The organism is Streptomyces sp. NPDC003023 (assembly GCF_042888225.1).
Classification (GTDB): Bacteria; Actinomycetota; Actinomycetes; order Streptomycetales; family Streptomycetaceae; genus Streptomyces.
The window spans coordinates 559,298-584,755 of sequence record NZ_JBIAPL010000001.1; the positions used below are offsets into that span (position 1 = coordinate 559,298).

26 protein-coding genes are annotated in these 25,458 nt (G+C 70.4%); 10 read left to right on the top strand and 16 right to left on the bottom strand.

The window, feature by feature from the left end; genetic code table 11:
- Positions 1-19: 19 nt before the first annotated feature.
- On the bottom strand, positions 20-823 hold the full coding sequence (locus tag ACFYV1_RS02115; RefSeq protein ID WP_389393412.1) for an aminotransferase class IV family protein: 804 nt from the start codon (positions 821-823) through the stop codon (positions 20-22).
- Positions 824-849: 26 nt separating this feature from the next.
- Here ACFYV1_RS02115 and ACFYV1_RS02120 point away from each other — a divergent pair, with 26 nt between their 5' ends.
- Positions 850-1,227 carry a MerR family transcriptional regulator gene (locus ACFYV1_RS02120; protein ID WP_389393413.1) on the top strand — a complete coding sequence of 126 codons (378 nt, stop codon included), beginning with the start codon at positions 850-852 and terminating at the stop codon, positions 1,225-1,227.
- Between the two features lie 309 nt (positions 1,228-1,536).
- On the opposite strand, the gene ACFYV1_RS02125 is transcribed toward ACFYV1_RS02120, so the two are convergent.
- Positions 1,537-2,520, bottom strand: coding sequence for a tetratricopeptide repeat protein (locus tag ACFYV1_RS02125; RefSeq protein ID WP_389393414.1), 984 nt, complete (start codon positions 2,518-2,520; stop codon positions 1,537-1,539).
- Positions 2,521-2,617: 97 nt separating this feature from the next.
- On the opposite strand from ACFYV1_RS02125, the gene ACFYV1_RS02130 reads away from it, so the two are divergent.
- The gene (locus ACFYV1_RS02130; protein WP_389393415.1) at positions 2,618-3,241 is read left to right on the top strand and encodes a DUF6000 family protein; all 624 of its coding nucleotides are present in this window, start codon (positions 2,618-2,620) and stop codon (positions 3,239-3,241) included.
- Positions 3,242-3,435: 194 nt separating this feature from the next.
- Here ACFYV1_RS02130 and ACFYV1_RS02135 read toward each other — a convergent pair whose 3' ends face one another.
- Complete coding sequence (locus tag ACFYV1_RS02135) at positions 3,436-4,287, bottom strand: phosphotransferase enzyme family protein (RefSeq protein ID WP_389393416.1); 852 nt, start codon at positions 4,285-4,287, stop codon at positions 3,436-3,438.
- Between the two features lie 150 nt (positions 4,288-4,437).
- Here ACFYV1_RS02135 and ACFYV1_RS02140 point away from each other — a divergent pair, with 150 nt between their 5' ends.
- The 8 genes from ACFYV1_RS02140 to ACFYV1_RS02175 all read left to right on the top strand — a co-directional run bounded on the left by ACFYV1_RS02140 (position 4,438) and on the right by ACFYV1_RS02175 (position 13,038).
- Positions 4,438-5,370: a carbohydrate ABC transporter permease gene (locus ACFYV1_RS02140; RefSeq protein WP_389393417.1), complete on the top strand. Its 933-nt coding sequence runs from the start codon at positions 4,438-4,440 to the stop codon at positions 5,368-5,370.
- Positions 5,367-6,209 carry a carbohydrate ABC transporter permease gene (locus ACFYV1_RS02145; RefSeq protein ID WP_389393418.1) on the top strand — a complete coding sequence of 281 codons (843 nt, stop codon included), beginning with the start codon at positions 5,367-5,369 and terminating at the stop codon, positions 6,207-6,209. The genes ACFYV1_RS02140 and ACFYV1_RS02145 overlap by 4 nt, the downstream gene beginning before the upstream one ends.
- The gene (locus tag ACFYV1_RS02150; RefSeq protein WP_389393419.1) at positions 6,209-7,519 is read left to right on the top strand and encodes an ABC transporter substrate-binding protein; all 1,311 of its coding nucleotides are present in this window, start codon (positions 6,209-6,211) and stop codon (positions 7,517-7,519) included. Before ACFYV1_RS02145 ends, ACFYV1_RS02150 begins: the two co-directional genes overlap by 1 nt.
- Before the next feature lie 394 nt (positions 7,520-7,913).
- On the top strand, positions 7,914-9,122 hold the full coding sequence (gene mgt / locus ACFYV1_RS02155) for a macrolide-inactivating glycosyltransferase (RefSeq protein ID WP_389393420.1): 1,209 nt from the start codon (positions 7,914-7,916) through the stop codon (positions 9,120-9,122).
- Positions 9,123-9,723: 601 nt separating this feature from the next.
- Complete coding sequence (locus ACFYV1_RS02160; RefSeq protein ID WP_389393421.1) at positions 9,724-10,923, top strand: S8 family peptidase; 1,200 nt, start codon at positions 9,724-9,726, stop codon at positions 10,921-10,923.
- A 77-nt stretch (positions 10,924-11,000) separates the two neighbouring features.
- Positions 11,001-11,549 (top strand): DUF1697 domain-containing protein, encoded by a 549-nt coding sequence (locus ACFYV1_RS02165; protein ID WP_389393422.1) that lies wholly within the window; start codon positions 11,001-11,003, stop codon positions 11,547-11,549.
- Positions 11,550-11,679: 130 nt separating this feature from the next.
- A complete protein-coding gene (locus ACFYV1_RS02170) occupies positions 11,680-12,312 on the top strand; it encodes a DsbA family protein (RefSeq protein WP_389393423.1) in 633 nt (210 codons plus the stop codon).
- 129 nt (positions 12,313-12,441) lie between these two features.
- Positions 12,442-13,038, top strand: coding sequence for a TIGR03086 family metal-binding protein (locus tag ACFYV1_RS02175; RefSeq protein WP_389393424.1), 597 nt, complete (start codon positions 12,442-12,444; stop codon positions 13,036-13,038).
- A 7-nt stretch (positions 13,039-13,045) separates the two neighbouring features.
- On the opposite strand, the gene ACFYV1_RS02180 is transcribed toward ACFYV1_RS02175, so the two are convergent.
- From ACFYV1_RS02180 to ACFYV1_RS02240, 13 genes are all read right to left on the bottom strand, one after another.
- Positions 13,046-13,783, bottom strand: coding sequence for a sirohydrochlorin chelatase (locus tag ACFYV1_RS02180; protein ID WP_389393425.1), 738 nt, complete (start codon positions 13,781-13,783; stop codon positions 13,046-13,048).
- Between the two features lie 6 nt (positions 13,784-13,789).
- Entirely contained in the window at positions 13,790-14,758 is a 969-nt protein-coding gene (locus ACFYV1_RS02185; protein WP_389393426.1) for an ABC transporter permease, read from the bottom strand.
- Complete coding sequence (locus ACFYV1_RS02190) at positions 14,745-15,539, bottom strand: ABC transporter ATP-binding protein (RefSeq protein WP_389393427.1); 795 nt, start codon at positions 15,537-15,539, stop codon at positions 14,745-14,747. Before ACFYV1_RS02190 ends, ACFYV1_RS02185 begins: the two co-directional genes overlap by 14 nt.
- 34 nt (positions 15,540-15,573) lie before the next feature.
- Positions 15,574-16,683 (bottom strand): aliphatic sulfonate ABC transporter substrate-binding protein, encoded by a 1,110-nt coding sequence (locus ACFYV1_RS02195; protein WP_389393428.1) that lies wholly within the window; start codon positions 16,681-16,683, stop codon positions 15,574-15,576.
- Positions 16,684-16,924: 241 nt separating this feature from the next.
- A complete protein-coding gene (locus ACFYV1_RS02200) occupies positions 16,925-18,271 on the bottom strand; it encodes a sulfate adenylyltransferase subunit 1 (protein WP_389393429.1) in 1,347 nt (448 codons plus the stop codon).
- A 2-nt stretch (positions 18,272-18,273) separates the two neighbouring features.
- Positions 18,274-19,209, bottom strand: a complete 936-nt coding sequence (gene cysD, locus ACFYV1_RS02205) for a sulfate adenylyltransferase subunit CysD (RefSeq protein ID WP_389393430.1) — start codon at positions 19,207-19,209, stop codon at positions 18,274-18,276.
- Positions 19,206-19,772, bottom strand: coding sequence for an adenylyl-sulfate kinase (gene cysC / locus ACFYV1_RS02210; protein ID WP_389393431.1), 567 nt, complete (start codon positions 19,770-19,772; stop codon positions 19,206-19,208). Before cysC ends, cysD begins: the two co-directional genes overlap by 4 nt.
- A complete protein-coding gene (locus tag ACFYV1_RS02215; RefSeq protein WP_389393432.1) occupies positions 19,772-20,473 on the bottom strand; it encodes a phosphoadenylyl-sulfate reductase in 702 nt (233 codons plus the stop codon). The genes cysC and ACFYV1_RS02215 overlap by 1 nt, the downstream gene beginning before the upstream one ends.
- A complete protein-coding gene (locus ACFYV1_RS02220) occupies positions 20,470-20,649 on the bottom strand; it encodes a hypothetical protein (RefSeq protein ID WP_389393433.1) in 180 nt (59 codons plus the stop codon). Before ACFYV1_RS02220 ends, ACFYV1_RS02215 begins: the two co-directional genes overlap by 4 nt.
- Positions 20,646-22,343, bottom strand: coding sequence for a nitrite/sulfite reductase (locus ACFYV1_RS02225; RefSeq protein ID WP_389393434.1), 1,698 nt, complete (start codon positions 22,341-22,343; stop codon positions 20,646-20,648). Before ACFYV1_RS02225 ends, ACFYV1_RS02220 begins: the two co-directional genes overlap by 4 nt.
- Before the next feature lie 113 nt (positions 22,344-22,456).
- Positions 22,457-22,540 (bottom strand): putative leader peptide, encoded by an 84-nt coding sequence (locus ACFYV1_RS02230; RefSeq protein WP_310650533.1) that lies wholly within the window; start codon positions 22,538-22,540, stop codon positions 22,457-22,459.
- A gap of 411 nt (positions 22,541-22,951) precedes the next feature.
- Positions 22,952-23,521, bottom strand: a complete 570-nt coding sequence (locus ACFYV1_RS02235) for a GNAT family N-acetyltransferase (protein WP_389393435.1) — start codon at positions 23,519-23,521, stop codon at positions 22,952-22,954.
- A 13-nt stretch (positions 23,522-23,534) separates the two neighbouring features.
- Positions 23,535-24,815, bottom strand: a complete 1,281-nt coding sequence (locus ACFYV1_RS02240) for a GAF domain-containing protein (RefSeq protein WP_389394546.1) — start codon at positions 24,813-24,815, stop codon at positions 23,535-23,537.
- Positions 24,816-25,458 lie beyond the last annotated feature (643 nt).

Here is a 25,458-nt window from a genome sequence, read left to right on the forward strand (position 1 = left end):
GTCGGACACTCCGCAGCGCTCACACGGCGTCCCAGGGCTCCTCGGCATATGCGGCGTGCAGGACGCGCAGGAACTCCGGGTCGTGGCGAAGCGGTCGGTCCCCGATCCGGACGACCGGGATGCCCAGTGACCACGAGTTCATCACCGCGGCCGCGAGACTCCCGTCGAGTTCGCCGGCACGGACTTCATCCATGCGTTGCGAGACTCCGAGCGCATCGAGCCGACGGGCCAGGATCTGCATCGTGACACCCGGTAGGACCTCGGCTCTCGGCCAGATCACCGACTCCCCGTCCCAGAAGGCCAAGTTCCAGATGGTGGCCTCGCTCAGCCGACCCGATCGGTCGGTAAACGCGGCGTCGTCGAAACCGCGGGCATTCGCTCGCCGGAGCAGGAGTGTCTTGGACACCTCGCCGACGTGCTTGACGCGGGGGAGATGCCGCTCGTGCTCGACGACGTCGAGCGAGAGGGGCCCGGCGGGCGGCGTTGCCGCATCGGTGATCCTGATCAACACATCGAGGTCGACCTCGCCGTCGGTACGGGCGAACTCGCCCGGCCGGGAGGAGACGAAACAGGTCAGTGACACATCCGGGGGAGCGTCCGCCACAGCGCCGCGGATCCGATCGAGAATCGTCTCGTCGGCCAGGTGCCGGCCGAAGAGTTCGTTGCCGGCTTCGCGGAGCCGGGTCAGGTGCAGGTCCAGGCCCCGCACGCGGCGGTCGCGGACCTGCATCGCGGTGAAGTGGGCGAATCCGGCGAAGGCCAGCGGCGCAAGGTCCGCCGCTTGGGCAGGCCTACCATTGAACTGCGTGATCGAAGTGGTCATGACGGCGACCGTAGGAGTTGACACCAGTGTCAGGGGCAAGCCGGGGGACCGTCGGGAGAGCTCTGCGGATCGGTGATCTGGCGGCGCTCACCTCGGCGACGCCGCGGATGCTGCGCCACTACGAGAACGAGGGGCTCATCGCGGCGGAGCGCTCGTCCACCGGTCAGCGTCTGTTCGACCCGTCCGTAGTCGGGCAGGTCCGCTCCATCCGGCGGCTGCTCGGCGCAGGACTCCCTGTGGAGGCCATCCGCGAGCTCCTCGACTGCATCCACGACACCGATCGGCTCGAACCCTGCGCGGTGCCCTTGCTCGTGGAGCACCTCCAAGCGTACGACGGCCGCATCGCCGAGCTCACGACGACGAGGGACGCGCTGCAGGGGCTCATCGACGCGTCCATGGGGTGACGGTCGACCATCTGCGTCTCCGGCGGCGGTTTGAGGCATCGCCGACACGATGCGGTTGCACGTATTGGCGCACGGCGCGCCGCCGATACCTGAGTAATGGCGAGCGAGAAGGAACCTGAGAGCATCACCGCCGACTTCGCGCTCAAGTACCTGCTGGCGCAACCTCCCGCTCGTCCAGGGACTGCGGCCTCGCAGGAAGGCGTCTCGGGGACGACCCGTTCGTACGGCCCCGGAGCGGCAGTTGCGACTCGTTCCGAGGGCCTGTCGTTCAGCCTCTGAGAGCGGGGCTTCGCGAAGTCAATGGTCTGATCAGTTCTCCCTGATGTCGTGGGCCTGGGCCACGAGATCGCGAGGCAGCTTCGGTCCTGCGCAGGCGTAGGCGATCAGCAGGTTCCGGTAGGTGGTGTTCGCGAGTTGCGGTGCCAGGCTGATCAGGGCCTTCAGATCGTCGGACGAGCCGGAAAGACGCGTGCGGTAGGCGGCGGCTGCCGCCCGCAGGGAGACTTCGTGCGGTTCGAACCGCAGGCCCTGTTCGGCGAGGCTCACGGCCGCGGTGAAGTCGCCCTGTTCGGCACGCACATCTGCCAGGTCCAGGTGGAGGGACCAGTTGGTGGAGTCCAGGGACAGGGCGCGCTCGTAGGCCGCGGCAGCCCGGTCCAGGTCGCCCATCACCCGCCAGGTGGCCGCTCGTGCGACCGCGGTCCACATGACCCGATCGACGGCATCGGCGCGGTCGCACAGGGCGAAGGCCAGCTCGTACCGGCCGCAGGAGCGGGGCAGCCGGGCCATGGCGGCCAGCGATTCCGGGACGGGATTCCGGACGGACACCACGTCGAGCGCATGGAACCAGGGCGCGAACCGGTCGCGCATCGCGTCGGAGTCCAGGTCGTGACCGTAGTCCAACGTCCGCAGGCACGCTTCGGCCAGCGCCTCGGCACTCACCGCGTCGAGAAAGCGCGCGTCGCCGAACCAGGGTGCGGCGCCCCATGCCACGTCGGGCCGCACACCCGTGACCGAGCCCAGAGCCATCACCGCGTCGTCCATGTTCCCTTCGAGGAACAGGAAGTACGCCTGTGCCAGCACAGCGCTCAAGGAGCCGTCCTCTTCGAGGCTCCTCTTCAGTTCCGGGCGTTGGTCCTGCCACAACTCGGCGAGGGACGCATAAGGTTCAGGAGCCGCCGGTGCCGAGGCTATTGCCCCCACCAGAAGCTTCACGGCGCCCGCCGGGTTTCCACCGCAGTGCGCCATCACCGCAGCGAGACCGACGCCCGCCGCCACGGAGTGATTCGACATTGCCAGAGAATAACCGTGGCCGAAGGCTCCGGAGCCTGCGATCGCTGCCGCGAGTAAACCGCCGGCAGCCGGGGCCTCGCGGGGCAAGGATGCAGCCATGCGCCATCCCAGCACCGACTCCGAGCTCAGAGACCTGATCCGACGATTCGTCGCGCCCGGGCGGCGGTACATGCGGCTGGGTGGAAGCTTGCTGCGGTTGAGCGGGCCTGAGCGCGACCTGTTCGTGAGGGAGCTGGTCGAGGCTGCCGGGGAGATCACTCCCGCTGAGCTCGGCATCCTCTTCGAGGGCGGTTGGCGCGAGCGCAGGACTGCCTCATGGCTGGTTGCCGTGGCCGGCAGGACCGAGTTCCGCGGCCGCATCGGCGAACTCCTGCTGACCAGTGAAGGCCTGTACGGCGGGTCCTACTGCGTCACTCTTGCCACCTTCGGTACCAGCGCGGACGCCGATCTGGTCTGCGGATACCTTGATCACTACTTGCCTCGGACCGACATTGTCTGGGACCAGACGTTTGCTCTCAGCACACTGCTCCACCTCGATGCCGTCCTGGGGACCGAGCGAGCATCCCCGTACCTTGCCGACGGCGGCCTGTGGCAGCAGTGGACCGAGGCCACGTCGAATCCGGTGCGGGATCCGCGGGAGTACCAGCTGGTTGTGGACCAGCTCTGTTCCTTCGCCGCCGAGTGTGCTGAAGCCTTCGCGGACATGGAGGGCAGACACTGAGCCGCCCGCCCCGACCGTTGGACGACGACTGCACGCGACGGCGCGCCCGTTGTCCGGCTCCGCGTCGCGGCGTCGACCCCGTAACGCGGACGCAGCCCGGCTCTGCCCGTGGGCGAACGTCGCGCGGAGCCGGTCGGCGACCGGGGCGAGCGCGCCTGCGTCACGGGCCGCACCCGCCGGGAGCCGCGTCGGTGTCAGAAGGGGTGCCAGCGGACTTCGGGGTCCTCGTCGCGCAGCGACGCGACCCTGCGGCGGAATTCGGCCAGGGCTTTCGGGTTCGACGGGGCGTGCTGGGCGACCCAGGCGCAGCTGGCCGTCTCGCGGGCGCCGCGCAGGACGGCGCAGCCGTCCCACTCGCGCACGTCCCAGCCGTAGGCGTCGGTGAACGAGTCGTATGCCTGCGGGTCGAGGCCGTACCGGTCGCGGGACAGGGCCATGACCACCAGGTCGTGCTCGCGCAGATCCGACGAGACGGTCTCGAGGTCGACCAGGACGGGGCCGTCCGGGCCCACATGGACGTTGCGGGGGAGCGCGTCGCCGTGGATCGGGCCCGGCGGGACGTGGGGGGTGAGCGACGCCGCGGCGGCCGCGAAGCCGTCGCGGCGCGCCCGCAGATAGGCGGCGTCGGCCGGGTCGATCGCGTCTTCCGCCAGCCGCAGCCAGCGTTCGACGCCGCCGAGCAGTTCCCGGCGGGGCAGCTCGAAGGCTGGGGAGGGCAGCGCGTGGACGAGGAGCAGCAGCCGTGCCAGGTCGGCGGGCCGCGCGGGGCGTACGGCGTCGGGCAGCCGGTGCCACACCGTCACCGGGTGGCCGTCGACCAGCGCCGGGGCAGGTTCGGCCGCCCGTACGGCGGGCACGCCGGCCGTCTCCAGCCAGGCGGCGACCGCCAGTTCGCGCTCCGCGCGCGCCAGCAGGTCGGCGTCCCTGCCCACCTTCACCACCAGCCGGTCCGCCGCGAACACGGCGTTCTCACCGAGCGCCAGCAGCGTCGCGTCGGCAGGGTGCCCGGCCGCCGCCAGCACCTCGCGTGCCCGTGTCTCGTCCATCGGTCCCTCTCCCAGCACCGTCGTGAATCCGACAAAGTCTCGCATCCGTGCAGGTCGCCTTGACGAACCGACCGGCCCTGCGCACGATGACGGGGGCCGCCGGGGCGGCTGGACAGAGACTGTTTCGAGCCGCCCGAAGGAGTCGAATACGTGACATCGGCGACCGCGACGACGCGGGCTCGGAAGAAGGCGGCTCCTGGTGCCCGGGGAATGGCGGCGGATCACGGAGCCTGGTTCCTCGTCCTGCCGGCGCTGATTCCGATCCTGATCCTGAGCGTGGGCCCCCTCCTCTACGGCATCGCGCTCGCCTTCACCGACTCGCAGGCCGGGCGCACCGAGCCCACCGAGTGGATCGGCACCCTCAACTTCCGCGATTTGCTCCACGACACCCTCTTCTGGGACTCGTTCAGGATCGGCCTGCTGTGGGCGGTCGGCGTGACCGTCCCGCAGTTCCTGCTCGCACTGGGTCTCGCGCTGCTGCTCAACCAGCAGCTGCGGCTGCGCTGGCTGGCCAGGGCGCTGGCGATCGTCCCGTGGGCCATGCCGGAGGTCGTCGTCGGCATCATGTGGCGGCTCGTCTACAACCCGGACGCGGGCATCCTCAACGAGACCGTCCGGAATCTCGGCCTGGGGGACGGCAGGGACTGGCTCACCGGGCTCGCCACCGCACTGCCTGCGGTGATAATCGTCGGGATCTGGGCCGGCATGCCGCAGACCACGGTCGCGTTGCTCGCCGGACTGCAGAACACCCCGCACGAACTGCACGAGGCCGCCGCCCTCGACGGCGCGGGTGCGTGGCGCCGGTTCCGTACGGTCACCTGGCCGGTGCTCAGACCCGTGGCCCTCGCGATCACGGCTCTCAATTTCATCTGGAACTTCAATTCCTTCGCCCTGGTGTACGTGCTCACCAACGGCGGGCCGGGCGGCAGGACCCGGCTGCCGATGCTGTTCGCCTACGAAGAGGCGTTCAGGTACGGCCAGTTCGGCTATGCCGCGGCGATGGGGTGCGTCATGGTCGCCGTGATCTCGGTGATGCTCGCCTTCTACCTCGTGGGACGGATCAAGGGAGGCGAGGACGCATGACGGCTCTTGGGACCGGCAGGGCGGGGCGCGCCGGTCAGTATCTCGCGCTCCTCGCCTACCTGGTCTTCCTCGCGTTCCCGTTTCTGTGGCTGATCTCGACCGCGTTCAAGCCGCCGCGCGAACTCGGATCGCTGCACCCCACCTGGATCCCGGAGAACCCGACCCTGGCGAACTTCCGGCAGGCCTTCGACGAGCAGCCGCTGCTCCAGGCCGCGGGGAACAGCCTGGTCGCGGCGGTCGCCGCCGCACTGATCGCGGTGGTGATCGCGACCCCGATGGCGTACACGATGGCCCGCAACCGCGGCAGGCTCACCACGGCGGCGACCGGGTGGGTGATCGTCAGCCAGGCGTTCCCGTTCGTACTGGTGATCATTCCGTTGTTCCTGATCCTGAAGAACCTCCATCTGATCAACACCCTGTTCGGCCTGATCATGGTGTACGTCGTCTGGTCGCTCCCGTTCGCCCTGTGGATGCTCGTCGGCTATGTACGGGCGGTGCCACGGGAGTTGGAGGAGGCCGCGGCGGTCGACGGCGCCGGCCGGCTGCGTACGCTCCTGTCGGTCACGGCACCGCTGCTCGCACCGGGCATCGTCGCCACCGCGCTGTTCGCGTTCATCACCGCGTGGAACGAGTTCTTCTTCGCTCTCGTCCTGCTCAAGACCCCGGAGAAGCAGACCCTGCCGGTCGTCCTCACCCACTTCCTCGGCGCGGAGGGCGTCGCCGACCTCGGGCCGCTCGCCGCGGCCGCGTTCCTCGCGACGATTCCCTCGCTCGTCATCTTCGCGATCATCCAGAAACGGATCACGGGCGGCATGCTGGCCGGGGCGGTGAAGAGCTGATGCGCGCACTGGAACGACGAACCGGGCGACTGCTCACGGCGGCCGCCGCCGCGCTGGCGCTGCTTCTGACGGGCTGCTCGGGGGACTCGGCGCCGGACGACGGCACGATCCGGCTCCGCTTCCAGTCCCTGGCGTGGCAGAAGGAGTCCGTCGACGCCAACAAGGAGCTGGTGAAGGAGTGGAACGCCGCCCACCCCGACATCCGTGTCGAGTACGTCCAGGGCAGCTGGGACAGCGTGCACGACCAGTTGCTGACCTCGTTCGAGGGCGGCGAGGCGCCGGACATCATCCATGACGCCTCCGACGACCTCGCGGACTTCGCGTACGGCGGCTACCTCGCGGACCTGAGCGAACTGCTGCCCGAGCGCCTGAAGTCCGACATCCCGGAGCAGAGTTGGGAGACGACGACCTTCGGCGACGGCGTCTACGGTGTCCCGTTCCTCCAGGAACCGCGGGTGCTGATCGCCAACACCGAGATCCTCGAGTCGTCGGGGGTCCGGGTGCCGACGGCCGGGAATCCGTGGAGCTGGGAGGAGTTCCGTCAGGTCACCAAGGATCTGACGGAGAAGATGGGGGACGGCAGGTACGGCGTCGCCTGGCCGCTCAAGGAGCCGGTGTCCGTCTCCCTCAACCTCGGCCTCTCCGCGGGCGGCCGGCTGTTCCACCGGGGCGCCGACGGCAAGGTCACCGTCGACTTCACCGACGGCGACGCCGTGGTGCCCCGCACCATCCACGACCAGGTCAACGTGGACGGGAGCGCGTCGCGCAGCACGCTCGGCGCGGGCGGATCGGATGCTCTGCCCGGCTTCTTCGGCGGCAAATACGCGATGGTGCCGCTGGGCTTCTCGTACCGCCAGCAGATCGCCCAGCAGGCACCGGAAGGCTTCGAGTGGACGGTTCTTCCCGCACCCGCGGGACCCGGCGGACCGGTCCAAGGGGTGAGCCCGCAGACCCTCTCGGTCTCCGAGGACAGCGAGCACAAGCGGGAAGCGGCCCGGTTCATCGACTTCATGCTGCAGCCCCCGAACATGGTGCGGCTCGCGAAGGGCGACTGGATGCTGCCGACGGGCACCGAAGCCCTGAAGGACCCCGCGCTGCACACCGACAAGGACGGCTGGGCGACCGGTGCCGCGCTCGCCCGGCATCTGCGCTCGGCGCCGGCGCAGTCGGTGCGCGGCTATCCGGAGTGGAAGGACAAGGTGGCGACGCCCGCGTACCAGGAGTACTACAGCGGTGCGATCGACGCGGAGGAACTGGAGAAGCGGCTCGTCGAGGACGGCAATCTGGTGCTGGCCCGCTACCAGCGCTGACGGCGCGACGACCGGAGAGGCCGTCGCGCCGCACGGGACGGGGGGACACCGCCGTCAGGAGGTCAGGCGGAGGCCGGACCGGGGCTCAGGCGTAGGTCAAGGTCGAGGCTCGGGCCGAGGTCAAGCGGAGGCCGGACGGAGGCTCGACGAGGATCGGACCGAGGCCGGAAGCGGTCAGGCCGGTCAGGAGGCGGTGCAGGAGCCGATGCGCGGCGCGCTCCAGTCGCCGTTCGCCATGACGGTGAAGCCGAAGCTGGTGGAACTCCCCGCTGCGACGATGCCGTTGGCCTCGGGGCTGAATTGACCGGCCGGGCTTCGCTCGGCTGTCCATGGTTCGAAAGTTTCGGAAGGCTGGTGGTGAGAAAGGAGCTTGAACGATACGTCTCGTCTCGTTATGCTCGCCGACATGACCGAGCCGCAGCGCGTCCACATCGCCATGTTCTCCATCGCCGCCCCCGGGCACGTGAACCCGAGCCTGGAAGTGATCCGCGAGCTCGTCGCGCGCGGACACCGTGTCAGCTACGCGATCCCGGCGTCGTTCGCCGACCGGATCGCCGAAACCGGCGCGAAGCCTGTCATCTACAAGTCGACCCTGCCCACCGAGGACGAGCCGGAGGCCTGGGGCACGGAACTGATCGACAACATCGAACCCTTCCTGAACGACGCGATCCAGGCGCTGCCGCAGCTCGCCGACGCGTTCGAGGGGGACGAGCCGGACCTCGTCATCCACGACATCACGTCCTACCCCGCGATCGTCCTCGCCCATCGATGGGGCGTTCCCGCCGTGTCCCTCTCCCCGAACCTCGTCGCCTGGGAGGGGTACGAGGAGGAGGTCGCGGAGCCCATGACGGCGCAACTGCGGGCGTCCGAGCGCGGAAAGGCGTACTACGCGCGCTTCGTCGACTGGCTCGCGGAGAACGGGATCACCACGCACCCCGACCCGTTCGTCGGACGGCCGCGCCGCAGCATCGTCCTCATCCCCCGGGCTCTCCAGCCCAACGCCGACCGGGTGAACGAGTCCGTGTACTCGTTCGTCGGCGCCTGCCAGGGCGACCGGGCGGGCCAGGGGGAGTGGCGGCGACCGGCGGACGCCGAGAAGGTGCTGCTCGTGTCACTGGGCTCCACCTTCACCAAGCAGCCCGATTTCTACCGTGAGTGCGTCAAGGCGTTCGGGGATCTGCCGGGGTGGCACGTGGTCCTGCAGATCGGTCGGTACGTGGACGAGTCCGAACTCGGCCCGGTGCCCTCCAACATCGAAGTGAGGTCTTGGGTGCCGCAGTTGGCGATCCTCGAGCAGGCCGACGTGTTCATCACCCATGCGGGCGCGGGCGGCAGCCAGGAGGGACTGGCGACCGGCACCCCGATGGTCGCGGTTCCACAGGCGGTCGACCAGTTCGGCAACGCGGACATGCTGGTGGGTCTCGGGGTGGCGCGGCGCGTCGACACGGACGCGCCGGCGGAGGTGCTGCGGGATGCGGTGCTCTCCGTCGCGTCCGACCCGGAGGTCGCGGCACGGCTCGCGTCCATCCGGGCGGACATGGCCGGCGAGGGGGGCACCAAGGCGGCGGCGGACCTGATCGAGGCGGAGCTGGGCGAGGTGTAGTCGAGCGGGGTGGAGCCGGGCAGGGAGGGGTCGGGCGGAGTGAAAGCGGGCGGGTCCGCCACGCTCCAGCCGCACGGGCCGCGTGGCGATACCGCGCGGGCCCCTTCCTGCTCTCCGCATGACAGGCGAGTCCCCTCGTGCTGTGCGCCGGTGCGCGCTGTTGTGTGGTCCCGGTCCCGAAAACTGTGCGGGCGTGTGTGCGTTGCGTGCACGAATGCGCATATACGTGGTTCGTACGTGGGGTGCGTGTGCGCGGCCTCTGCACACGGCCCTTCCGCCCGCTTCGGGGCCATGGGCGTCTTCCGGACGTCTCGTCCCGCCGCACGGTGACTTGAGAACGACGGTGTCTCGTCCTGGCGGACGGTGCGCATACCCGACAAGAGGGATCGAAGCCCCTTGCGACTAAAGGGCATTGAGGGTCAGGTCCGACTTGGGGCGCGGTGGCCGATTCCTTATTACGAAACCTTGTTGTGTAAGTCACAGCTTCTTGAAGGTCTTGATCTGGGCGCGTCAATCGGTCAGGGTTTCGAACCAGCCCCCGGAGATCTTCCGTCCGCGGGGCGATCCCCCCACAAAAATGATGACGAGGAGACCCCTCTTCATGGCAACTCACAAGCGCGCGAGCAGGATGAAGCTCACCGCCGCCATAACCGCCGTGGCCGCCGCAGCAGGCGTCACGCTTCTCAACACGTCCTTCGCCGGAGCGGCCGCTCCCGCCGAGGGCAAGATCTACGGTGCGAACGCCGAGGGCGCCGTCGCCGGCAGCTACATCGTCATGCTGGACGAGAAGGCCGACAAGAAGGGCCTGGCCAAGGAGTACGGCGGCAAGCTGCAGCGCAACTACAGCTCCGCGATCAACGGCTTCTCCGCCAGCGGTCTGACCGAGACGGAGGCCAAGCGCCTCGCCGCCGACCCGGCCGTCGCCAAGGTCGTCCAGAACAAGAAGTTCACGATCAACGCGACGCAGGACAACCCCCCGTCCTGGGGTCTCGACCGGATCGACCAGGCCGACACGGCCGGTGACAGCAAGTACAACTACCCGGACACCGCCGGTGAAGGCGTGACCGCGTACGTCATCGACACCGGGGTCCGCATCTCCCACAAGGACTTCGAGGGCCGCGCCACCCACGGCTTCGACGCCGTGGACAACGACGACTCCGCCGACGACGGCAACGGCCACGGCACCCACGTCGCGGGCACCATCGCCGGTGCCGCGCACGGTGTCGCGAAGAAGGCGAAGATCGTCGCCGTCCGTGTGCTCGACGACAACGGCTCCGGCACCACCGAGCAGGTCGTCGCCGGCATCGACTGGGTCACCCAGAACCACCAGGGCCCGTCGGTCGCCAACATGAGCCTCGGCGGCAGTGCCGACGAGGCCCTCGACGAGGCCGTCCGCAAGGCCATCGCCGCCGGTGTCACCTTCGGCGTCGCGGCGGGCAACGAGTCCTCCGACGCGGGTCAGGGCTCCCCGTCCCGCGTGAAGGAGGCCATCACGGTCGCCTCCTCCACCAAGGACGACGCCCAGTCGGACTTCTCCAACTTCGGTGAAGTGGTGGACATCTACGCCCCCGGCTCCGACATCACCTCGGCGTGGAACGACAGCGACGAGGGCACCAAGACCATCTCCGGCACGTCGATGGCGACCCCCCACGTCATCGGTGCCGCAGCGGTCTACCTCGCCGGCCACCAGGACGCCACCCCGGAGCAGGTCGCCACGGCCCTCACCGAGGGCGCGTCGGCCGACAAGATCACCAACCCGAGCGCGGGTACGCCCAACAAGCTGCTGAAGGTCGTGGAGTGACCGACGGCCCACGCCGCTGAACCGGCGGTCGCCGTGCCCTCCCCCACGGGGCACGGCGGCCGCTTTATCGTTCAGGCATGACGACGAGGTATGCGGCACTTCTTCGCGGGATCAACGTGGGCGGCGGCAGAAGGGTCCCCATGCCCGAACTCCGTGCTGTGCTGACCGGTCTCGGGCACGAAGGCGTCGCCACCTATCTGCAGAGCGGCAACGCCGTCTTCAGCAGTGAGGAGACCGACGAGGAGGCGCTCGCCGCCGGTCTGGAGCAGGCCCTCGAGAAGGCCTTCGGCTTCCGCGTCGACACCTTGGTCCGCAGCGCCGAATACCTGCGCGCGGTCGCCGACGCCTGCCCCTTCCCCGCGGCCTCGCTCGAGGGCAGACAACTGCACGTCACGTACTTCTCCGAGCCGGTCGCCCCGGAGCGCTTCTCGTCCGTGGACGCCGCGGCCTATGTCCCGGAGGAGTTCCGGCTCGGCGACCGGGCCCTGTATCTGTACGCACCGGACGGCCTCGGCCGCTCGAAGCTCGCCGCCGCGCTCTCCCGGCCCCGCCTGCTCAAGGGGCTGACGGCCACCAGCCGCAACTGGAACACCGTCGTCGAGCTGGTCGAGATGACCCGCGAATGACGCCCAGCGGCCGCCCGGCGCCCGGCTGTTCCCGGTCCACCGGATCATTCGTCCGGGGATCAAGTGGCCCGGCCGAACAGCGCCGGAGTGGCCCAGGAGAGCGAGCCACCTGCTGGCTAGGGTCGGCGACATGACCACCATGCGGACCTCCGCCGGCAGCACCGCCGTCGACTTCTACTTCGATCCCGCCTGCCCCTTCGCCTGGATCACCTCACGCTGGATGCTGGAGGTCGAACGAGAGCGTGCGCTCGACCTCCGCTTCCGGGTGATGAGCCTGTACCTCCACAACATCGGCAACGAACTCCCCGCCTGGTACCGGGACCTGGTCGACAAGTCGATCGGCCCGGTGCGGGTGGCCGCCGCCGCGGCCGAACAACACGGCGAAGACGTGCTGCGCGACCTGTACTCCGCCTTCGGCACCCGCATCCACCAGGAGCGGAACGAGGACTTCGACGAGGTCGTCGTGGAGTCCCTCGCCGCGCTCGGCCTTCCCGCCGAACTGGCCGACGCGGCCCACGACCCCGCGTACGACGACGCCGTCCGCCGAAGCCACGACGCCGGGAAGGACCCGGGCGCCGAGGGCTACGTCGGCACGCCGACGATCCACGTCGACGGCACCGTCTGGTTCGGGCCGGTGCTCAACTCGATCCCGCGGGGCGAGGAGGCGGTGCGGCTCTTCGACAGCTTCCGGGTCATGGCCAACCACTCCGGCCTCTTCGAGCTGAAGCGCGCCCGCACCGGCAGCCTGGTCCTCGACCGGTAGTCCGATCAGCGGGCGGGGTGGACGACGCAGCCGGCACCGCAGGGACCCGACCGGGCCGCTCGCCGTCCCGGCCGGGGCTGTCGCGTTTGTTCAATACCCGGCCCCGGTGCCCGCCGTACCGTCGCGGCCATGAACAAGCAGACCGTGCTGCCCGCCCTGACCGAATGCGCCGCGGAAGCGGTGCGCGTCGTCCGCGGCGTCGGTGCCGCAGAGCTCGACCGCCCGACACCCTGCGGCGACTGGGACGTCAGGGCCCTCGTCAACCACCTCGTCCTCTACACCTCCCACGGCCTCGAACACCGGGCTCTGCGCAAGCCGCTGCCAGAGGAGCTGACCACGCGGGACTTCACCGCCGACGCCGGCTGGGCGCAGGGCTACGCGGACCAGATCGACCGGGCACTCGAGGCATGGCAGGACCCGGCCGTCTGGGACGGGGAGATCGACCTCGGGTTCACCGCCATGCCGGCGCCCGAGATCGCCTCGCTGATCACCAAGGAGCTCGCCGTCCACGGCTGGGACCTCGCCCGCGCCACCGGACAGGAGTTCCGCACCACCGGGACGACCGGAGAGCTGGTCCTGTCCGTGGTCGCCGCGCACGCCGAGGTGTACCGCCAGTACGACGGATTCGCCGAGCCTGTCGCGGTGTCCGACGCGGCGACGTCCTTCGAACGGGCGCTCGCCGACTCCGGACGCGACCCGCGCTGGAGCGCCCCCGTCACCCGGTGATCCGCCGCTACGCGGTGACCGCCAGCAGGTGCCCGGCCCGCGCCTCTTCGTAGCGGTCCAGCAGCAGCCGCGCCAGCTCCGGCGAAGGCCCCAGCACGTCCGCCACGAGGTCCGCCTCACCGGCGCCGGCCGCGATGCGGTCGGGGAGCCGGCCCGGGGCGATCACGTACGGGGCCACGGCGACGCGCGCGAAACCGTCCGCGCGGAGGGCGCGGACGGCGTCCTCCGTGCGAGGAAGGGATGCGGAGGCGAACGCAGGCCGCACGGCGCACCAACCGGTGTGCCGCAGCTCCCGCGCTGTTTCGGCGATCACTGCGATCGCCTCCGGGTCGGTGGAGCCCGCCGCGGCCAGTACCAGGCCCGTCGAGCTCTTGTCGGCGGGCGTGAGGCCCGCCTCGTACAGCCGCCGCTCGACCGCGGCGAGCAGCAGCGGCGACGGGCCGAGGACCTCGGCCTGCCGGATCCGCAGCGTCGAAGGCGCCTGCCGCAGCACGGCGGGGATGTCCGACTTGGCGTGGAAGGCGCGTGTCAGCAGCAGTGGCTGCGCCACCACGTCCCGTACTCCATCGGCCGCCAGCAGCCCGAGGACCTGTGGCACCGAGGGGGCGTTGAACTCGAGGAACGCCGTCTCGACGCGCAGCCCCGGCCGCAGCTCCCGCACCAGCCGGGTCAGGGCGTGGACGGTCGCGGCGTGCCGCGGTTCGCGGCTGCCGTGCGCGACGACGAGGAGGACAGGAGGGTGCATCGCCGCTCAGCTCCTGACGAGAAGACCGCGGCTGCGCAGCACCCACCGCTCCAGCGGACTGAAGATCAGCAGGTCGATCGCGATGCCGACGATCAGGATGAGGATGATGGCGAGGAACACGCCCGGCATGTCGGCGTTGTTGCGGCCGTTCTCCAGCAACTGGCCGAGCCCGAGGCCGAGGTCGGGCGAGGAGGCGATGATCTCCGCGGCCATCAGCGAACGCCAGGAGAACGCCCAGCCCTGCTTCAGACCCGCCACGTAGCCGGGCAGCGCCGCCGGCATCACGATGTGCCAGGCGCCCCTCAGCCCGGTCGCGCCGAGCGTGCGGCCGGCCCGCAGGAACAGCGGCGGCACCTGGTCGACGCCGGACACCAGTCCGTTCGCGATCGAGGGGACGGCGCCCAGCAGGATCACGGCGAACATCATCTTGTCGTTGAGGCCGAGCCAGATCACCGCAGGCGGCACCCAGGCCACGGACGGCAGCGACTGCAGACCCGAGAGGATCGGCCCGATGGCGGCACGGACGAACCTGACCCGGGCGACCAGCAGTCCGAGCGGGGTGCCGATCGCGAGAGCCAGCAGGAAGCCCAGCAGACCGCGGGAGACGCTGGTCCAGATGACCTCGAACAGTGTGCCCTGCAACCACATGTCGGACACGCTGTCCCACACCGCGGACGGCGACGGCAGCTTGTAGTCCTCGGTGACCTCCGTCAGCACCAGCAGTTGCCAGGCGACGACGACCAGTGCCACGGCCGTGAGCGGCGGCAGCACCTTCTTCAGCAGCACCTCGCGCACCGGCGTGCGGTTCACCTGCACCGCGTCCAGCGCGTCGAGCCCGGCCTCCAGACCTGCCAGGTCGTCGGCCTTGCCCGCGCCCTTCCCGGCGGCGGCCGCGCCAGAGCCAGAGCCAGAGCCAGAGGCAGAGCCAGAGCCAGAGCCAGAGGCAGAGGTCGAGGTCGTGTCAGTGCTGGCCATGTCGGCGGATCTCCCCACGCAGTTCTTCGGTGATCTCGACGGACAGCTCCGCCACCGCGGTGTCCTCGATACGTCGCGGCTGCTCGATGTCCACGGTCCACTCGCGCGCCACCCGTCCCGGCCGCGACGACAGCAGCACCACCCGCTGCGCGAGCCGCACCGCCTCACGGACGTTGTGCGTGACGAACAGGACGGAGACGTTCGTCTCCCGCCAGATCCGGGTCAGCTCGTCGTGCAGCACATCGCGGGTGATGGCGTCGAGCGCCGCGAACGGTTCGTCCATCAGCAGCAGTTGGCTGTCCTGCGCCAGCGCGCGGGCCATGGCGACCCGCTGCCGCATACCGCCGGACAGCTCGTGCACCCGCTTGCGGTACGCGCCGCCGAGCCGCACCAGCTCCAGCAGCCGCTCGGCCTCGCCCCGGCGCTGCGACTTGGGCACGCCGCGCAGCCTGAGCGCGAGCTCGATGTTCTTGCCCGCGGTCAGCCACGGGAACAGCGCGTGCTCCTGGAACATCAGCGCGGGCCGTCCATTGGGGGTCTCGATGGACCCCGCGGTCGGCCGGTCGAGCCCCGCGACCAGGTTCAGCAGCGTCGACTTGCCGCAGCCGGACGCCCCCAGGAGGGTGACGAACTCGCCCGGCGCGACATCGAGCGTGATGTCGTCCAGCACCAGCTGCGGCCCGGCGGGCCCGTTGAAGGACTTGGAGACATGCCCGATACGAGCCGCGTACGACTGCTCGGTGCTCACGCGGTCCTCGGCCTCGGCGATCGCTGTGGCCATGGTCGTCACCTCCTGGGAACTCGGCTGTTACGGGTTACTTGACGCCGAGCCCGGCGTCGGCGAACGCGGGCCCGCCCTGGGCTGCGAGGACCTTGTTCAGCGGCTTCAGGTCGTAGATCCCGGCGAGGTCGGGCCGCTCCAGCAGCCCGGCCCGCACCGCGTGGTCCGCCTGTGCCTCGAGCGTCGCGGCCAGCGGGTCGTCGGTGAACCGCAGCGACTTCCACGCCGGGTCGATCACCTCGGGCGGCAGCTGCTTGCCGGTCAGTTCACCGAGCTTGGCGTTGGCCGACGCCTTCGCCCTCCGGGGATCGGCGTTGATCCACCGGTTGGTCTTCACCGTGCCGCGCAGCACCGCCTCGACGACCGCCGGGTGCTTGTCGAGGAACTTCTGCGACACGACGATGTTCGTGATCACGAACTTTCCGCCGGGCCACAGGTCCGACTCGTCGAGCAGTACCTTCGCGCCGTCGCTCACCAGCTTCGACGCGGTCGGCTCCGGCACCCAGGCACCGTCGACGGAGCCGGACAGATAGGCGTTCGGAGTGACCTTGTTCTCCGTGCGGACCACGGAGACGTCGCCCTTGCCGGTCTGGGAGTCGACCTTCCAGCCCTGCTCGGCGATCCAGTTGAGGAACGCCACGTCCTGCGTGTTGCCGAGCTGAGGGGTGGCGATCCTCTTGCCCTTGACGTCTGCCAGGGACTTGATCTTCTTCGGGTTCACGACGAGCTTCACACCGCCGGAGGCGGCACCGCCGATGATCCGCAGGTTGCTGCCGCCCGACCTGACGTAGCCGTTGATCGCGGGGGAGGGGCCGATGAAGCCGATGTCGATCGAACCGGCGTTCAGCGCCTCGATCTCGGAGGGGCCGGCGTTGAAGCTCGCCGTCGCGACCCGGGTCCCGCCCAGTTCCTTCTGGAGGAAGCCCTCCCGGTCACCCACCAGCGCGGTCGCATGGGTGAGATTGGGGAAGTAGCCGATCCTGACGGTGTCGAGACCGTCGGTCTTCTCGCCCTCGGCGGCGTGCACCACCGAGTCGTCCCTGGCCTGGGAGCCGTAGCCGCAGGCCGTCAGGACCACGGCCAGGAGCGGCAGCACGGCCGCGGCGGCGAGGCCGCGTCCCAGGAAGGTGCGAGTGGCTTGCACGGGAGGGTTTCCTCTCGTAGGCCCGGTCCTACGTCATGTCGGACGTGGCCGGGGCGTCGGTGGACAAACGGGTCTTCGGTGCGGGAAGCGGAGGGCGCGCGTGCGGTGCGCGTACGTCGTCACGCACATCGCGCCACCCCGCCCGTGCCCGCGCCGAGGACGCCTCCCCCGGACTTCGTCCGGGGGGACCCCCAACCCACGCGGCCGCCCTCCTTGGCGAAGGTCGAGTGGACGTCGGTCATCAGAAGTCCCAGCCGTCCTCGTCCGCCACGTCCGCCACGGGCGCCGCGGTCTCGGCGGCGAAGGCGTCGCCCGCCATGCCGGCCGCGAGGGTCGTGCCGTCGGCAGGGTCGATCAGCAGGAACGAACCGGTGCGGCGGGAGTGCGCGTACGAGTCGAGCGCGAGCGGCTCGGCGGTGCGCACCTTCACACGGCCGATGTCGTTGGCGACGAGCTGCCCCGGGGACGGGTGCTGGGAGAGGTCGTCGAGGGTCAGCCTGGACGGGATCTCCTTGACGATCGCCTTCACCGTGCGGGTGGTGTGCTTGAGCAGCACCCGCTGGCCGACGGCGAGCGGCCGGTCCGCGACGTGGCAGACGGTCGCCTCGACGTCCTGCGTGGTCGGCGGGGCGTCACCGGTCGGCACGATGATGTCGCCGCGGGAGACGTCGATGTCGTCCTCGAGCAGCAGGGTGACCGACTGCGGCGTCCATGCGACGTCCACGGACTCGCCCAGCAGGTCGATGCCCGAGACCTTGGAGGTGCGGCCCGAGGGCAGCACGGTGACCGACTCGCCGACACGGAAGGCGCCGGCGGCGATCTGGCCGGCGTAACCGCGGTAGTCGGGGTGCTCCGCAGTCTGCGGACGGATCACGTACTGCACGGGAAGCCGGGCGTGGCAGGTGGCCAGGTCGTGGCTGACGGGCACGGTCTCGAGGTGCTCGAGGACCGTGGGACCGCCGTACCAGTCCATGTTGGCGGACGGGTCCACCACGTTGTCACCGGCGAGCGCCGAGATCGGGATCGCCGTGATCTCCGGGACGCCCAGCTCGGAGGCGTACGCGGTGAACTCCTCGGCAATCTTCGCGAAGACGGGCTCCGCGTAGTCGACGAGGTCCATCTTGTTCACGGCCAGGACCACGTGCGGGACGCGCAGCAGCGCGGCGACCGCGGCGTGCCGGCGGGTCTGCTCGACGACACCGTTGCGGGCGTCGACCAGGACGACGGCGAGCTCGGCGGTCGAGGCGCCGGTCACCATGTTCCGGGTGTACTGCACATGCCCGGGGGTGTCGGCGAGGATGAACCGCCGCCGAGGCGTCGCGAAGTAGCGGTAGGCCACGTCGATGGTGATGCCCTGCTCGCGCTCGGCCCGCAGGCCGTCGGTGAGCAGCGCCAGGTCCGGGGCTTCCTGGCCGCGGCTGCGGGAGGCGTGCTCCACGGCCTCCAGCTGGTCGGCGAGGACCGACTTGGAGTCGTGCAGCAGCCGTCCCACCAGGGTGGACTTGCCGTCGTCGACGGATCCCGCGGTCGCGAAACGCAGCAGGGTGGTGGCCGACAGGTCGCCGAGTTGCTCGGTCGAGGTGCTCATCTTTAGAAGTACCCTTCGCGCTTGCGGTCTTCCATCGCGGCCTCTGACAGCTTGTCGTCGGCGCGGGTGGCGCCCCGCTCGGTGAGGCGGGAGGCGGCGATCTCGGCGATCACGGCGTCGAGTGTGGTGGCGTCGGAGTCGACGGCGCCGGTGCAGGACATGTCGCCGACCGTGCGGTAGCGGACCAGCCGCTTCTCGACCGTCTCGTCGTCCTTCGCGCCGCCCCACTCGCCGGCGGTCAGCCACATGCCGGAGCGCTTGAACACGTCACGCTCGTGCGCGAAGTAGATCTGGGGCAGCTCGATCTTCTCGCGCTGGATGTACTGCCAGACGTCGAGCTCGGTCCAGTTCGACAGCGGGAAGACCCGCACGTGCTCACCGGGGGCGTGGCGGCCGTTGTAGAGCTGCCACAGCTCGGGGCGCTGACGGCGCGGGTCCCACTGGGAGAACTCGTCGCGGAGGCTGAACACCCGCTCCTTGGCGCGGGCCTTCTCCTCGTCGCGCCGGCCGCCGCCGAACACCGCGTCGAAACGGTGCTGCTGGATCGCCTCGGTCAGCGGCACCGTCTGCAGCGGGTTGCGCGTCCCGTCGGGGCGCTCGCGCAGCTTCCCGGCGTCGATGTACTCCTGCACGGAGGCGACATGGAGCCGCAGCCCGTGCCGCGCCACCGTGCGGTCGCGGTACTCGAGGACCTCGGGGAAGTTGTGCCCGGTGTCCACGTGCAGCAGGGTGAACGGCACAGCCGCCGGGGCGAACGCCTTCAGCGCCAGATGCAGCATGACGATCGAGTCCTTGCCGCCGGAGAAGAGGATCACCGGCCGCTCGAACTCCCCCGCCACCTCGCGGAAGATGTGCACCGCTTCGGACTCGAGCGCGTCCAGGTGGGACAGCGCGTACGGGCTGTCCGTGCCCTCTTGGACAGTGGCGACGGTCGTCATGCCAGGCCCCTCTCGGTGAGCAGCGCATGGACGGCTGCCGCTGACTCCTGCACGGTCTGGTTCTGGGACTCGATCCGCAGATCGGGCGTCTCGGGCTCCTCGTACGGGTCGTCGACGCCGGTCAGCCCGCTGATCTCGCCGGCGGCCTGCTTCGCGTAGAGGCCCTTCACGTCGCGCTCGGAGCACACCTCGACCGGAGTGGCGACGTGCACCTCCACGTACGGCGTGCCCTCCCGCTGGTGGCGCCCCCGCACCGCCTCACGGCTGTCCGCGTACGGGGCGATGACCGGCACCAGCACCTTCACGCCGTTGGACGCGAGCAGTTCGGCGACAAAGCCGATCCGCTGCACATTGGTGTGCCGGTCCTCGCGGCTGAAGCCCAAACCTGCCGAGAGGAACTCGCGGATCTCGTCGCCGTCGAGCAGCTCGATGCGGTGGCCCTCGGCGCGCAGCCGGCCGGCCAGCTCGTACGCGATGGTGGTCTTGCCGGCGCTCGGCAGACCCGTGAGCCAGATCGTGGCTCCGGTCACGTCGTTCTCCAAAGAAATCTGATCGGTCGTCATCAGCCGTGCAGCCCGCACTCGGTCTTGCCGCGCCCGGCCCAGCGGCCGGCGCGGGCGTCCTCGCCCTCCAGCACCCGGCGGGTGCAGGGCGCACAGCCGACGGAGGCGTAGCCGTCCATCAGCAGCGGGTTGGTGAGCACGCCGTGCTCGGCTGCGTAGGCGTCCACGTCGTCCTGCGTCCAGCGGGCGATCGGGGAGACCTTGACCTTCCGCCGCTTCTCGTCCCAGCCGACGACCGGGGTGTTCGCCCGGGTCGGGGACTCGTCGCGGCGCAGGCCGGTCGCCCACGCGTCGTATCCGGTCAGGCCCTCCTCGAGCGGCTTGACCTTGCGCAGGGCGCAGCACAGGTCGGGGTCGCGGTCGTGCAGCCTCGGGCCGTACTCCGCGTCCTGCTCGGCGACCGTCTGCCGGGGGGTGAGCGTGATGACGTTGACGTCCATCACCGCGTCCACCGCGTCGCGGGTGCCGATGGTCTCCTCGAAGTGGTAGCCGGTGTCGAGGAAGACGACGTCCACACCGGGCATGGCGCGGGAGGCCAGGTGGGCGACCACCGCGTCCTCCATCGAGGAGGTGACGCAGAAACGCGGACCGAAGGTCTCGGTGGCCCACTCGAGGATCTCCAGGGCGGACGCCTCCTCGAGGTCCCGTCCCGCCTGCTCGGCCAGCGACTTGAGATCCCGCTCGGCCTGAACCGTCGTCATGTCTCTTCCCCTCCACCGTCATTGCGCTGAAGACCCCGGGTCAGCAGACCGAGGAACTTCAACTGGAAGGCCCGATTGCACGCCGTGCATTCCCAGGCGCCGTGGCCCTCTTCGCTGGGACGCAGATCCTCGTCGCCGCAGTACGGGCAGTAGAACGGCGCGGCCCGCTCGCTCATGAGAGGGCCTCTTCCGAGGCGCGCGCCGCCCACGTCGCGAAGCGCTCGCCGTCCTCGCGCTCCGCCGCGAAGCGCCCGAGGACCCGCTCGACGTAGTCGGGCAGCTCGGCCGAGGTGACCTTCAGACCGCGCACCTTGCGGCCGAACGCCGGGTCGAGACCCAGCGCACCGCCGAGGTGCACCTGGTAGCCCTCGACCTGGTTGCCCTCGTCGTCCAGCATGAGCTGGCCCTTGAGACCGATGTCCGCGGTCTGGATACGGGCGCAGGCGTTGGGGCAGCCGTTGATGTTGATCGTGAGCGGCTCGTCGAACTCCGGCAGCCGGCGCTCGAGTTCGTCGATCAGGGCGGAGCCGCGCCCCTTGGTCTCGACGATGGCCAGCTTGCAGAACTCGATGCCGGTGCAGGCCATCGTGCCCCGCCGGAACGGCGACGGCGTGACCCGCAGGTCCAGCGCCTCCAGGCCGGAGACCAGCGAGTCGACCTGGTCCTGCGTCACGTCGAGAACGATCATCTTCTGCTCGGCGGTGGTGCGCACCCGGCCGGAGCCGTGGGTCTCCGCCAGCTCGGCGATCTTGCTGAGGGTCGCTCCGTCGACCCGGCCGACGCGCGGCGCGAAGCCGACGTAGAAACGCCCGTCGTTCTGGGCGTGGACGCCGACGTGGTCGCGCCACTGCTGCGCGGGCTGCTCGGGCGCGGGGCCGTCGACGAGCTTGCGCTTCAGGTACTCGTCCTCGAGGACCTGGCGGAACTTCTCGGGGCCCCAGTCGGCGACCAGGAACTTCAGGCGGGCGCGGTTGCGCAGCCGGCGGTAGCCGTAGTCGCGGAAGATCGAGATCACGCCGACCCACGCGTCCGGCACCTCCTCCACCGGTACCCAGGCGCCGAGCCGGACGCCGAGCTTGGGGTTGGTGGACAGGCCGCCGCCGACCCAGAGGTCGAAACCGGGCCCGTGCTCGGGGTGGTTCACGCCGACGAAGGCCACGTCGTTGATCTCGTGCGCGACGTCGAGCAGCGGCGAGCCGGAGACCGCGGTCTTGAACTTCCGCGGCAGGTTGGAGAACTCCTTGTCGCCGATGTAGCGGCGGTGGATCTCGTCGATGGCGGGGCTGCCGTCGACGATCTCGTCGGCGGCGATGCCGGCGACCGGAGAGCCGAGGATGGTGCGGGGAGTGTCCCCGCAGGCCTCGGTCGTCGACAGGCCCACCGCCTCCAGGCGCCGCCAGATCTCGGGGACGTCCTCGATGCGGATCCAGTGGAACTGGACGTTCTGCCGGTCGGTGAGGTCCGCGGTGCCGCGGGCGAACTCCTGCGAGATCTCACCGATGATCCGGAGCTGCTCGGTGGTCAGCCGGCCACCGTCGATGCGCACCCGGAGCATGAAGTACTCGTCGTCCAGCTCCTCCGGCTCCAGGATCGCGGTCTTGCCGCCGTCGATTCCGGGCTTGCGCTGGGTGTACAGGCCCCACCAGCGCATCCGGCCACGAAGGTCGGCGCCGTCGATCGAGTCGAAACCCCGGTGCGCGTAGACCGTCTCAATACGTGTCCGCACGTTGAGACCGTCGTCGTCCTTCTTGGTCTGCTCGTTGCCGTTGAGGGGCGTGTGGTGCCCCATGGCCCACTGGCCCTCGCCACGGTGGCGTCCGGCCTTGCGGCGAGGCGTGACTGAAGAGGGCTTTTCAGGGCTGGCGGCCATGGTGATAGTCCTTCGAGACTGCAGGAGGGCGGCTCTGAGCTGCACACTCGCGAGAAGCGCGACGGTGCGCAGGGCGGGGTGAAGAGAGTCTTGAGTGCGGCGGTGCTGGGCTGTCAGCAGGCCGGACAGATGGCGCTGGACATGCGGCCGAGGTCGACGTGCCGCCGACTCACCAAGGCAATTCCAGTGCTGGACATGACGGAAGCGTGTCATGGGACTTTGGACCCAGTCCACCTTCATCCAGGATGTGGACAAGACTGTCTCGCATCACGAGACAGTGTGTCATGGGTCACCGGAGAACGTACGCCGTCGCGCCGACGGGACGGTTCACCGCGGAGCGGGATCCGGCCCGACGGGGGCGCTTCCCCGTGTCCGGCGGTGGGGGAGGTGCTCCCACCCACGGCCGCCAGGCCGTAGGGGAAGCGCCCCGCCGGGCGAAGCGCGCGCGGTACGCCGCCCGTGGGGCGGCAACCGAGCCTGAGGCTGCCCCGGCAGCCGGCTCAACGGCCGGCTTGACGGCTTGCCGGCCGGCCGCTCGGGTGCTCAGGCTGCTCGGGTGCTCGGGCCGTGGGTGGTGTGGGTCACTGATGGTTCGGTACGAGGGCCGTTCAGAGCGCGGCGCCGGGCCAGGGGCCGGGGGTCTCCGTCTCGGCCTCCTCCTTGACCTTGGTGTCGAACAGGCGGAACCCGCGGCGCAGGTAGTTGTCCATCGCGTGCGGTCCGTCCTTGGAACAGGTGTGCAGCCACACCCGCTCCGTCGGCGGCAGCCCTGGCCACCGGTCGGCAAGGTCCCAGGCGCGGGCCACGCCGACCGACAGCAGATGACCGCCGATCCGGCGGCCACGGAACGCCGGGATCAGCCCGAAGTAGTGGATCTCCACCGTCCCGCCGGCCTGCGCCTCGAACTCGACGTACCCGGCCGGTGTCCCCCTGTCGTACGCGACCCAGGTCTCGACCCCCGGCCGGTCAAGCCACTTCTGCCACTCGGCGTACGTCATGCCGAGCCGGTCGGTCCAGCGGATGTCGCCCCCGACCGACGCGTAGAGGAACCGGCTGAACTCAGGCGAGGGCACCTCGGCCCGCGCGATGCGTATGCCGTCGCCGGGGTCGGCCGCCGGCCGCAGGTCCGCGGGCGAGGTCTGTTCCAGGGACCAGGTGGTCACGGTGATGGTGCTCATGCGCGCCAGGGAATCACGACCGACGTCCCTGCCGCACGGCCGGGGCGGTCGAGTGCGGCAGCAGGTCCGCGGGGAGGTCCGGTACGACGAGTTCCACCTCGACCTCCTCGGCGAACCGGTACGGCCGGTGGGCCAGGACCTGCGCCAGGTGCCGCCGCAGCCGGGACATCTCCGCCCGCACGGTCACCGTCCGCGTCGGATCCGCGAATATGTCCTGCGCGAGCTGCGCCGCCGTCCTTCCGTCACGGTGCCTCGCCAGCACGTACAGCAGCTCCGCGTGGCGCGGACTGAGCTCGTGCGACCAGCTCCCCGAACCGCCCGAGACGGTGACGGAGGGCCGCCGCGGCGTGCTGAGGTCCAGCACCACGCGGCCGGGAGCCGACGCGCCGGGACCGGCGTCGTCCGGCCGCACCAGCCAGCCGCCCGGCAGCGGCTCGATCGTGCTCATGCCGAGCGACGGCAGCCACAGTCGGCCCGCCCTGACCGCTTTCGGCAGTGCCAGGCGGCCCGTCGGCGCCATCCCCACCACGGCGGCCGGCCAGCCGTTCGCGTCGACCGCCAGTGCCCGGCCGCCCAGCCGCGCCAGCAGCGGCGACGCGACGCTGCGCAGCCGGTCGAGCGTCTGGTGATGGCGGTTGCGCAGCTCGGCCTCCGCGAGCCGGGTGACCGAGGTGACCAGCGCCAGCGTCGCCGGATGCATGGTCGACAGCGGACCGCTGATGTCGACCACACCGACCAGACGGCCGTCCCGCGGGTCGGTTATCGGCGCTCCCGCGCACGTCCACGTGTGATGTGTGGAGACGAAGTGCTCGGCCGAGTGCACCTGTACGGGACGCCTGGACACCAGGGGAGTGCCGACGCCGTTCGTGCCGACCAGTTCCTCGTTCCAGTCGGCGCCCGGCACAAAGCCGTGCGAGTCGCCCTTGCGCAGGACCGCCGCGCTGCCCTCCCGCCACAGCAGCCGGCCCTCCGCGTCCGCGACGACCATGATGTGCCGGCCGGCCTCCGCCATCGAGACCAGGCCCTCACGCAGCACCGGCAGCACCTCCAGCAGCGGCGAGGCGCGCCTGCGGCGTTCGAGCTCCGCCGGCGGGAGCAACCCGGCCCTGCGGTCCCGGTCCGGATCCACACCCCGGTCCAGCATCCGCTGCCACGACTCGTCGATGTCCGCGCGCGGCCCGACCTCCGGCCGGCGGCCGGAGAGGGCGGCGTCCCGCACACCCTGCAGAAGCCGCAGGGCCTCTGCGGTGTCCATGGCGGCGAGCCTGGCCAGATCGAGCGATGTGTTCTTCATGGGCTTCTCGGGCTTGGTGGGCTTCACGGGTCCTCCTCGGCGACGCCGGCGTCCGGAGTGCGGGGGTGGCCGACCCCATACTCCCTCCCGCGTGGCCGTCGCGCGCCGTGTTGTGCCACACAAGGATGCAACCCTTTGCAACCGTCGCGAAGGGGCGTGCGCGTGTACGAAGGTGACGTATCACCGGTTCGCCGGTGGGGGTGGTGCCGTGTCGGCGCAGCACCACCCGCAAACGTCACGGGCGTGAGCCGCGTTGCACTGCGGCTCACGCCCGTTCTGCGTTGCCCACGGGGGCGGCTGACGCCGCCCGCGCGCTGTGGGCCCGCGCCGAAGCCCCGCTGCGGACTTCGAGCCGGACCCTGCGGACCCTGGGCCTGGTCGTCGCTGCCGCCTGACGCTGTGGGACGGCTGGAGGGTTGGTGCCGGGCCTCTGCCGATTCGCGCGCCGCCGGGCTGCTGCGGGCTCGGTGCCGGACCCTGTGGGCTCGGGGCCCGTCGCTGCGGGCTGGCGCCGCCTGCGGACTTCGAGCCGGACCCCGCGGGCCCGGGGCCTGGTCGTCGCTGCCGCCTGACGCTGTGGGACGGCTGGAGGGTTGGTGCCGGGCCTCTGCCGATTCGCGCGCCGCCGGGCTGCTGCGGGCTC

Excerpts from the sequence above, each read along its gene's own strand:
- ACFYV1_RS02115 (WP_389393412.1), bottom strand. The coding sequence starts at position 823 with ATGACCACTTCGATCACGCAGTTCAATGGTAGGCCTGCCCAAGCGGCG.
- ACFYV1_RS02125 (WP_389393414.1), bottom strand. The coding sequence starts at position 2,520 with ATGTCGAATCACTCCGTGGCGGCGGGCGTCGGTCTCGCTGCGGTGATG.
- ACFYV1_RS02130 (WP_389393415.1), top strand. The coding sequence starts at position 2,618 with ATGCGCCATCCCAGCACCGACTCCGAGCTCAGAGACCTGATCCGACGA.
- ACFYV1_RS02135 (WP_389393416.1), bottom strand. The coding sequence starts at position 4,287 with ATGGACGAGACACGGGCACGCGAGGTGCTGGCGGCGGCCGGGCACCCT.
- ACFYV1_RS02145 (WP_389393418.1), top strand. The coding sequence starts at position 5,367 with ATGACGGCTCTTGGGACCGGCAGGGCGGGGCGCGCCGGTCAGTATCTC.
- ACFYV1_RS02150 (WP_389393419.1), top strand. The coding sequence starts at position 6,209 with ATGCGCGCACTGGAACGACGAACCGGGCGACTGCTCACGGCGGCCGCC.
- mgt (WP_389393420.1), top strand. The coding sequence starts at position 7,914 with ATGCTCGCCGACATGACCGAGCCGCAGCGCGTCCACATCGCCATGTTC.
- ACFYV1_RS02160 (WP_389393421.1), top strand. The coding sequence starts at position 9,724 with ATGGCAACTCACAAGCGCGCGAGCAGGATGAAGCTCACCGCCGCCATA.
- ACFYV1_RS02165 (WP_389393422.1), top strand. The coding sequence starts at position 11,001 with ATGACGACGAGGTATGCGGCACTTCTTCGCGGGATCAACGTGGGCGGC.
- ACFYV1_RS02170 (WP_389393423.1), top strand. The coding sequence starts at position 11,680 with ATGACCACCATGCGGACCTCCGCCGGCAGCACCGCCGTCGACTTCTAC.
- ACFYV1_RS02175 (WP_389393424.1), top strand. The coding sequence starts at position 12,442 with ATGAACAAGCAGACCGTGCTGCCCGCCCTGACCGAATGCGCCGCGGAA.
- ACFYV1_RS02180 (WP_389393425.1), bottom strand. The coding sequence starts at position 13,783 with ATGCACCCTCCTGTCCTCCTCGTCGTCGCGCACGGCAGCCGCGAACCG.
- ACFYV1_RS02185 (WP_389393426.1), bottom strand. The coding sequence starts at position 14,758 with ATGGCCAGCACTGACACGACCTCGACCTCTGCCTCTGGCTCTGGCTCT.
- ACFYV1_RS02190 (WP_389393427.1), bottom strand. The coding sequence starts at position 15,539 with ATGGCCACAGCGATCGCCGAGGCCGAGGACCGCGTGAGCACCGAGCAG.
- ACFYV1_RS02200 (WP_389393429.1), bottom strand. The coding sequence starts at position 18,271 with ATGAGCACCTCGACCGAGCAACTCGGCGACCTGTCGGCCACCACCCTG.
- cysD (WP_389393430.1), bottom strand. The coding sequence starts at position 19,209 with ATGACGACCGTCGCCACTGTCCAAGAGGGCACGGACAGCCCGTACGCG.
- cysC (WP_389393431.1), bottom strand. The coding sequence starts at position 19,772 with ATGACGACCGATCAGATTTCTTTGGAGAACGACGTGACCGGAGCCACG.
- ACFYV1_RS02215 (WP_389393432.1), bottom strand. The coding sequence starts at position 20,473 with ATGACGACGGTTCAGGCCGAGCGGGATCTCAAGTCGCTGGCCGAGCAG.
- ACFYV1_RS02220 (WP_389393433.1), bottom strand. The coding sequence starts at position 20,649 with ATGAGCGAGCGGGCCGCGCCGTTCTACTGCCCGTACTGCGGCGACGAG.
- ACFYV1_RS02225 (WP_389393434.1), bottom strand. The coding sequence starts at position 22,343 with ATGGCCGCCAGCCCTGAAAAGCCCTCTTCAGTCACGCCTCGCCGCAAG.
- ACFYV1_RS02230 (WP_310650533.1), bottom strand. The coding sequence starts at position 22,540 with ATGTCCAGCACTGGAATTGCCTTGGTGAGTCGGCGGCACGTCGACCTC.
- ACFYV1_RS02235 (WP_389393435.1), bottom strand. The coding sequence starts at position 23,521 with ATGAGCACCATCACCGTGACCACCTGGTCCCTGGAACAGACCTCGCCC.
- ACFYV1_RS02240 (WP_389394546.1), bottom strand. The coding sequence starts at position 24,815 with ATGAAGAACACATCGCTCGATCTGGCCAGGCTCGCCGCCATGGACACC.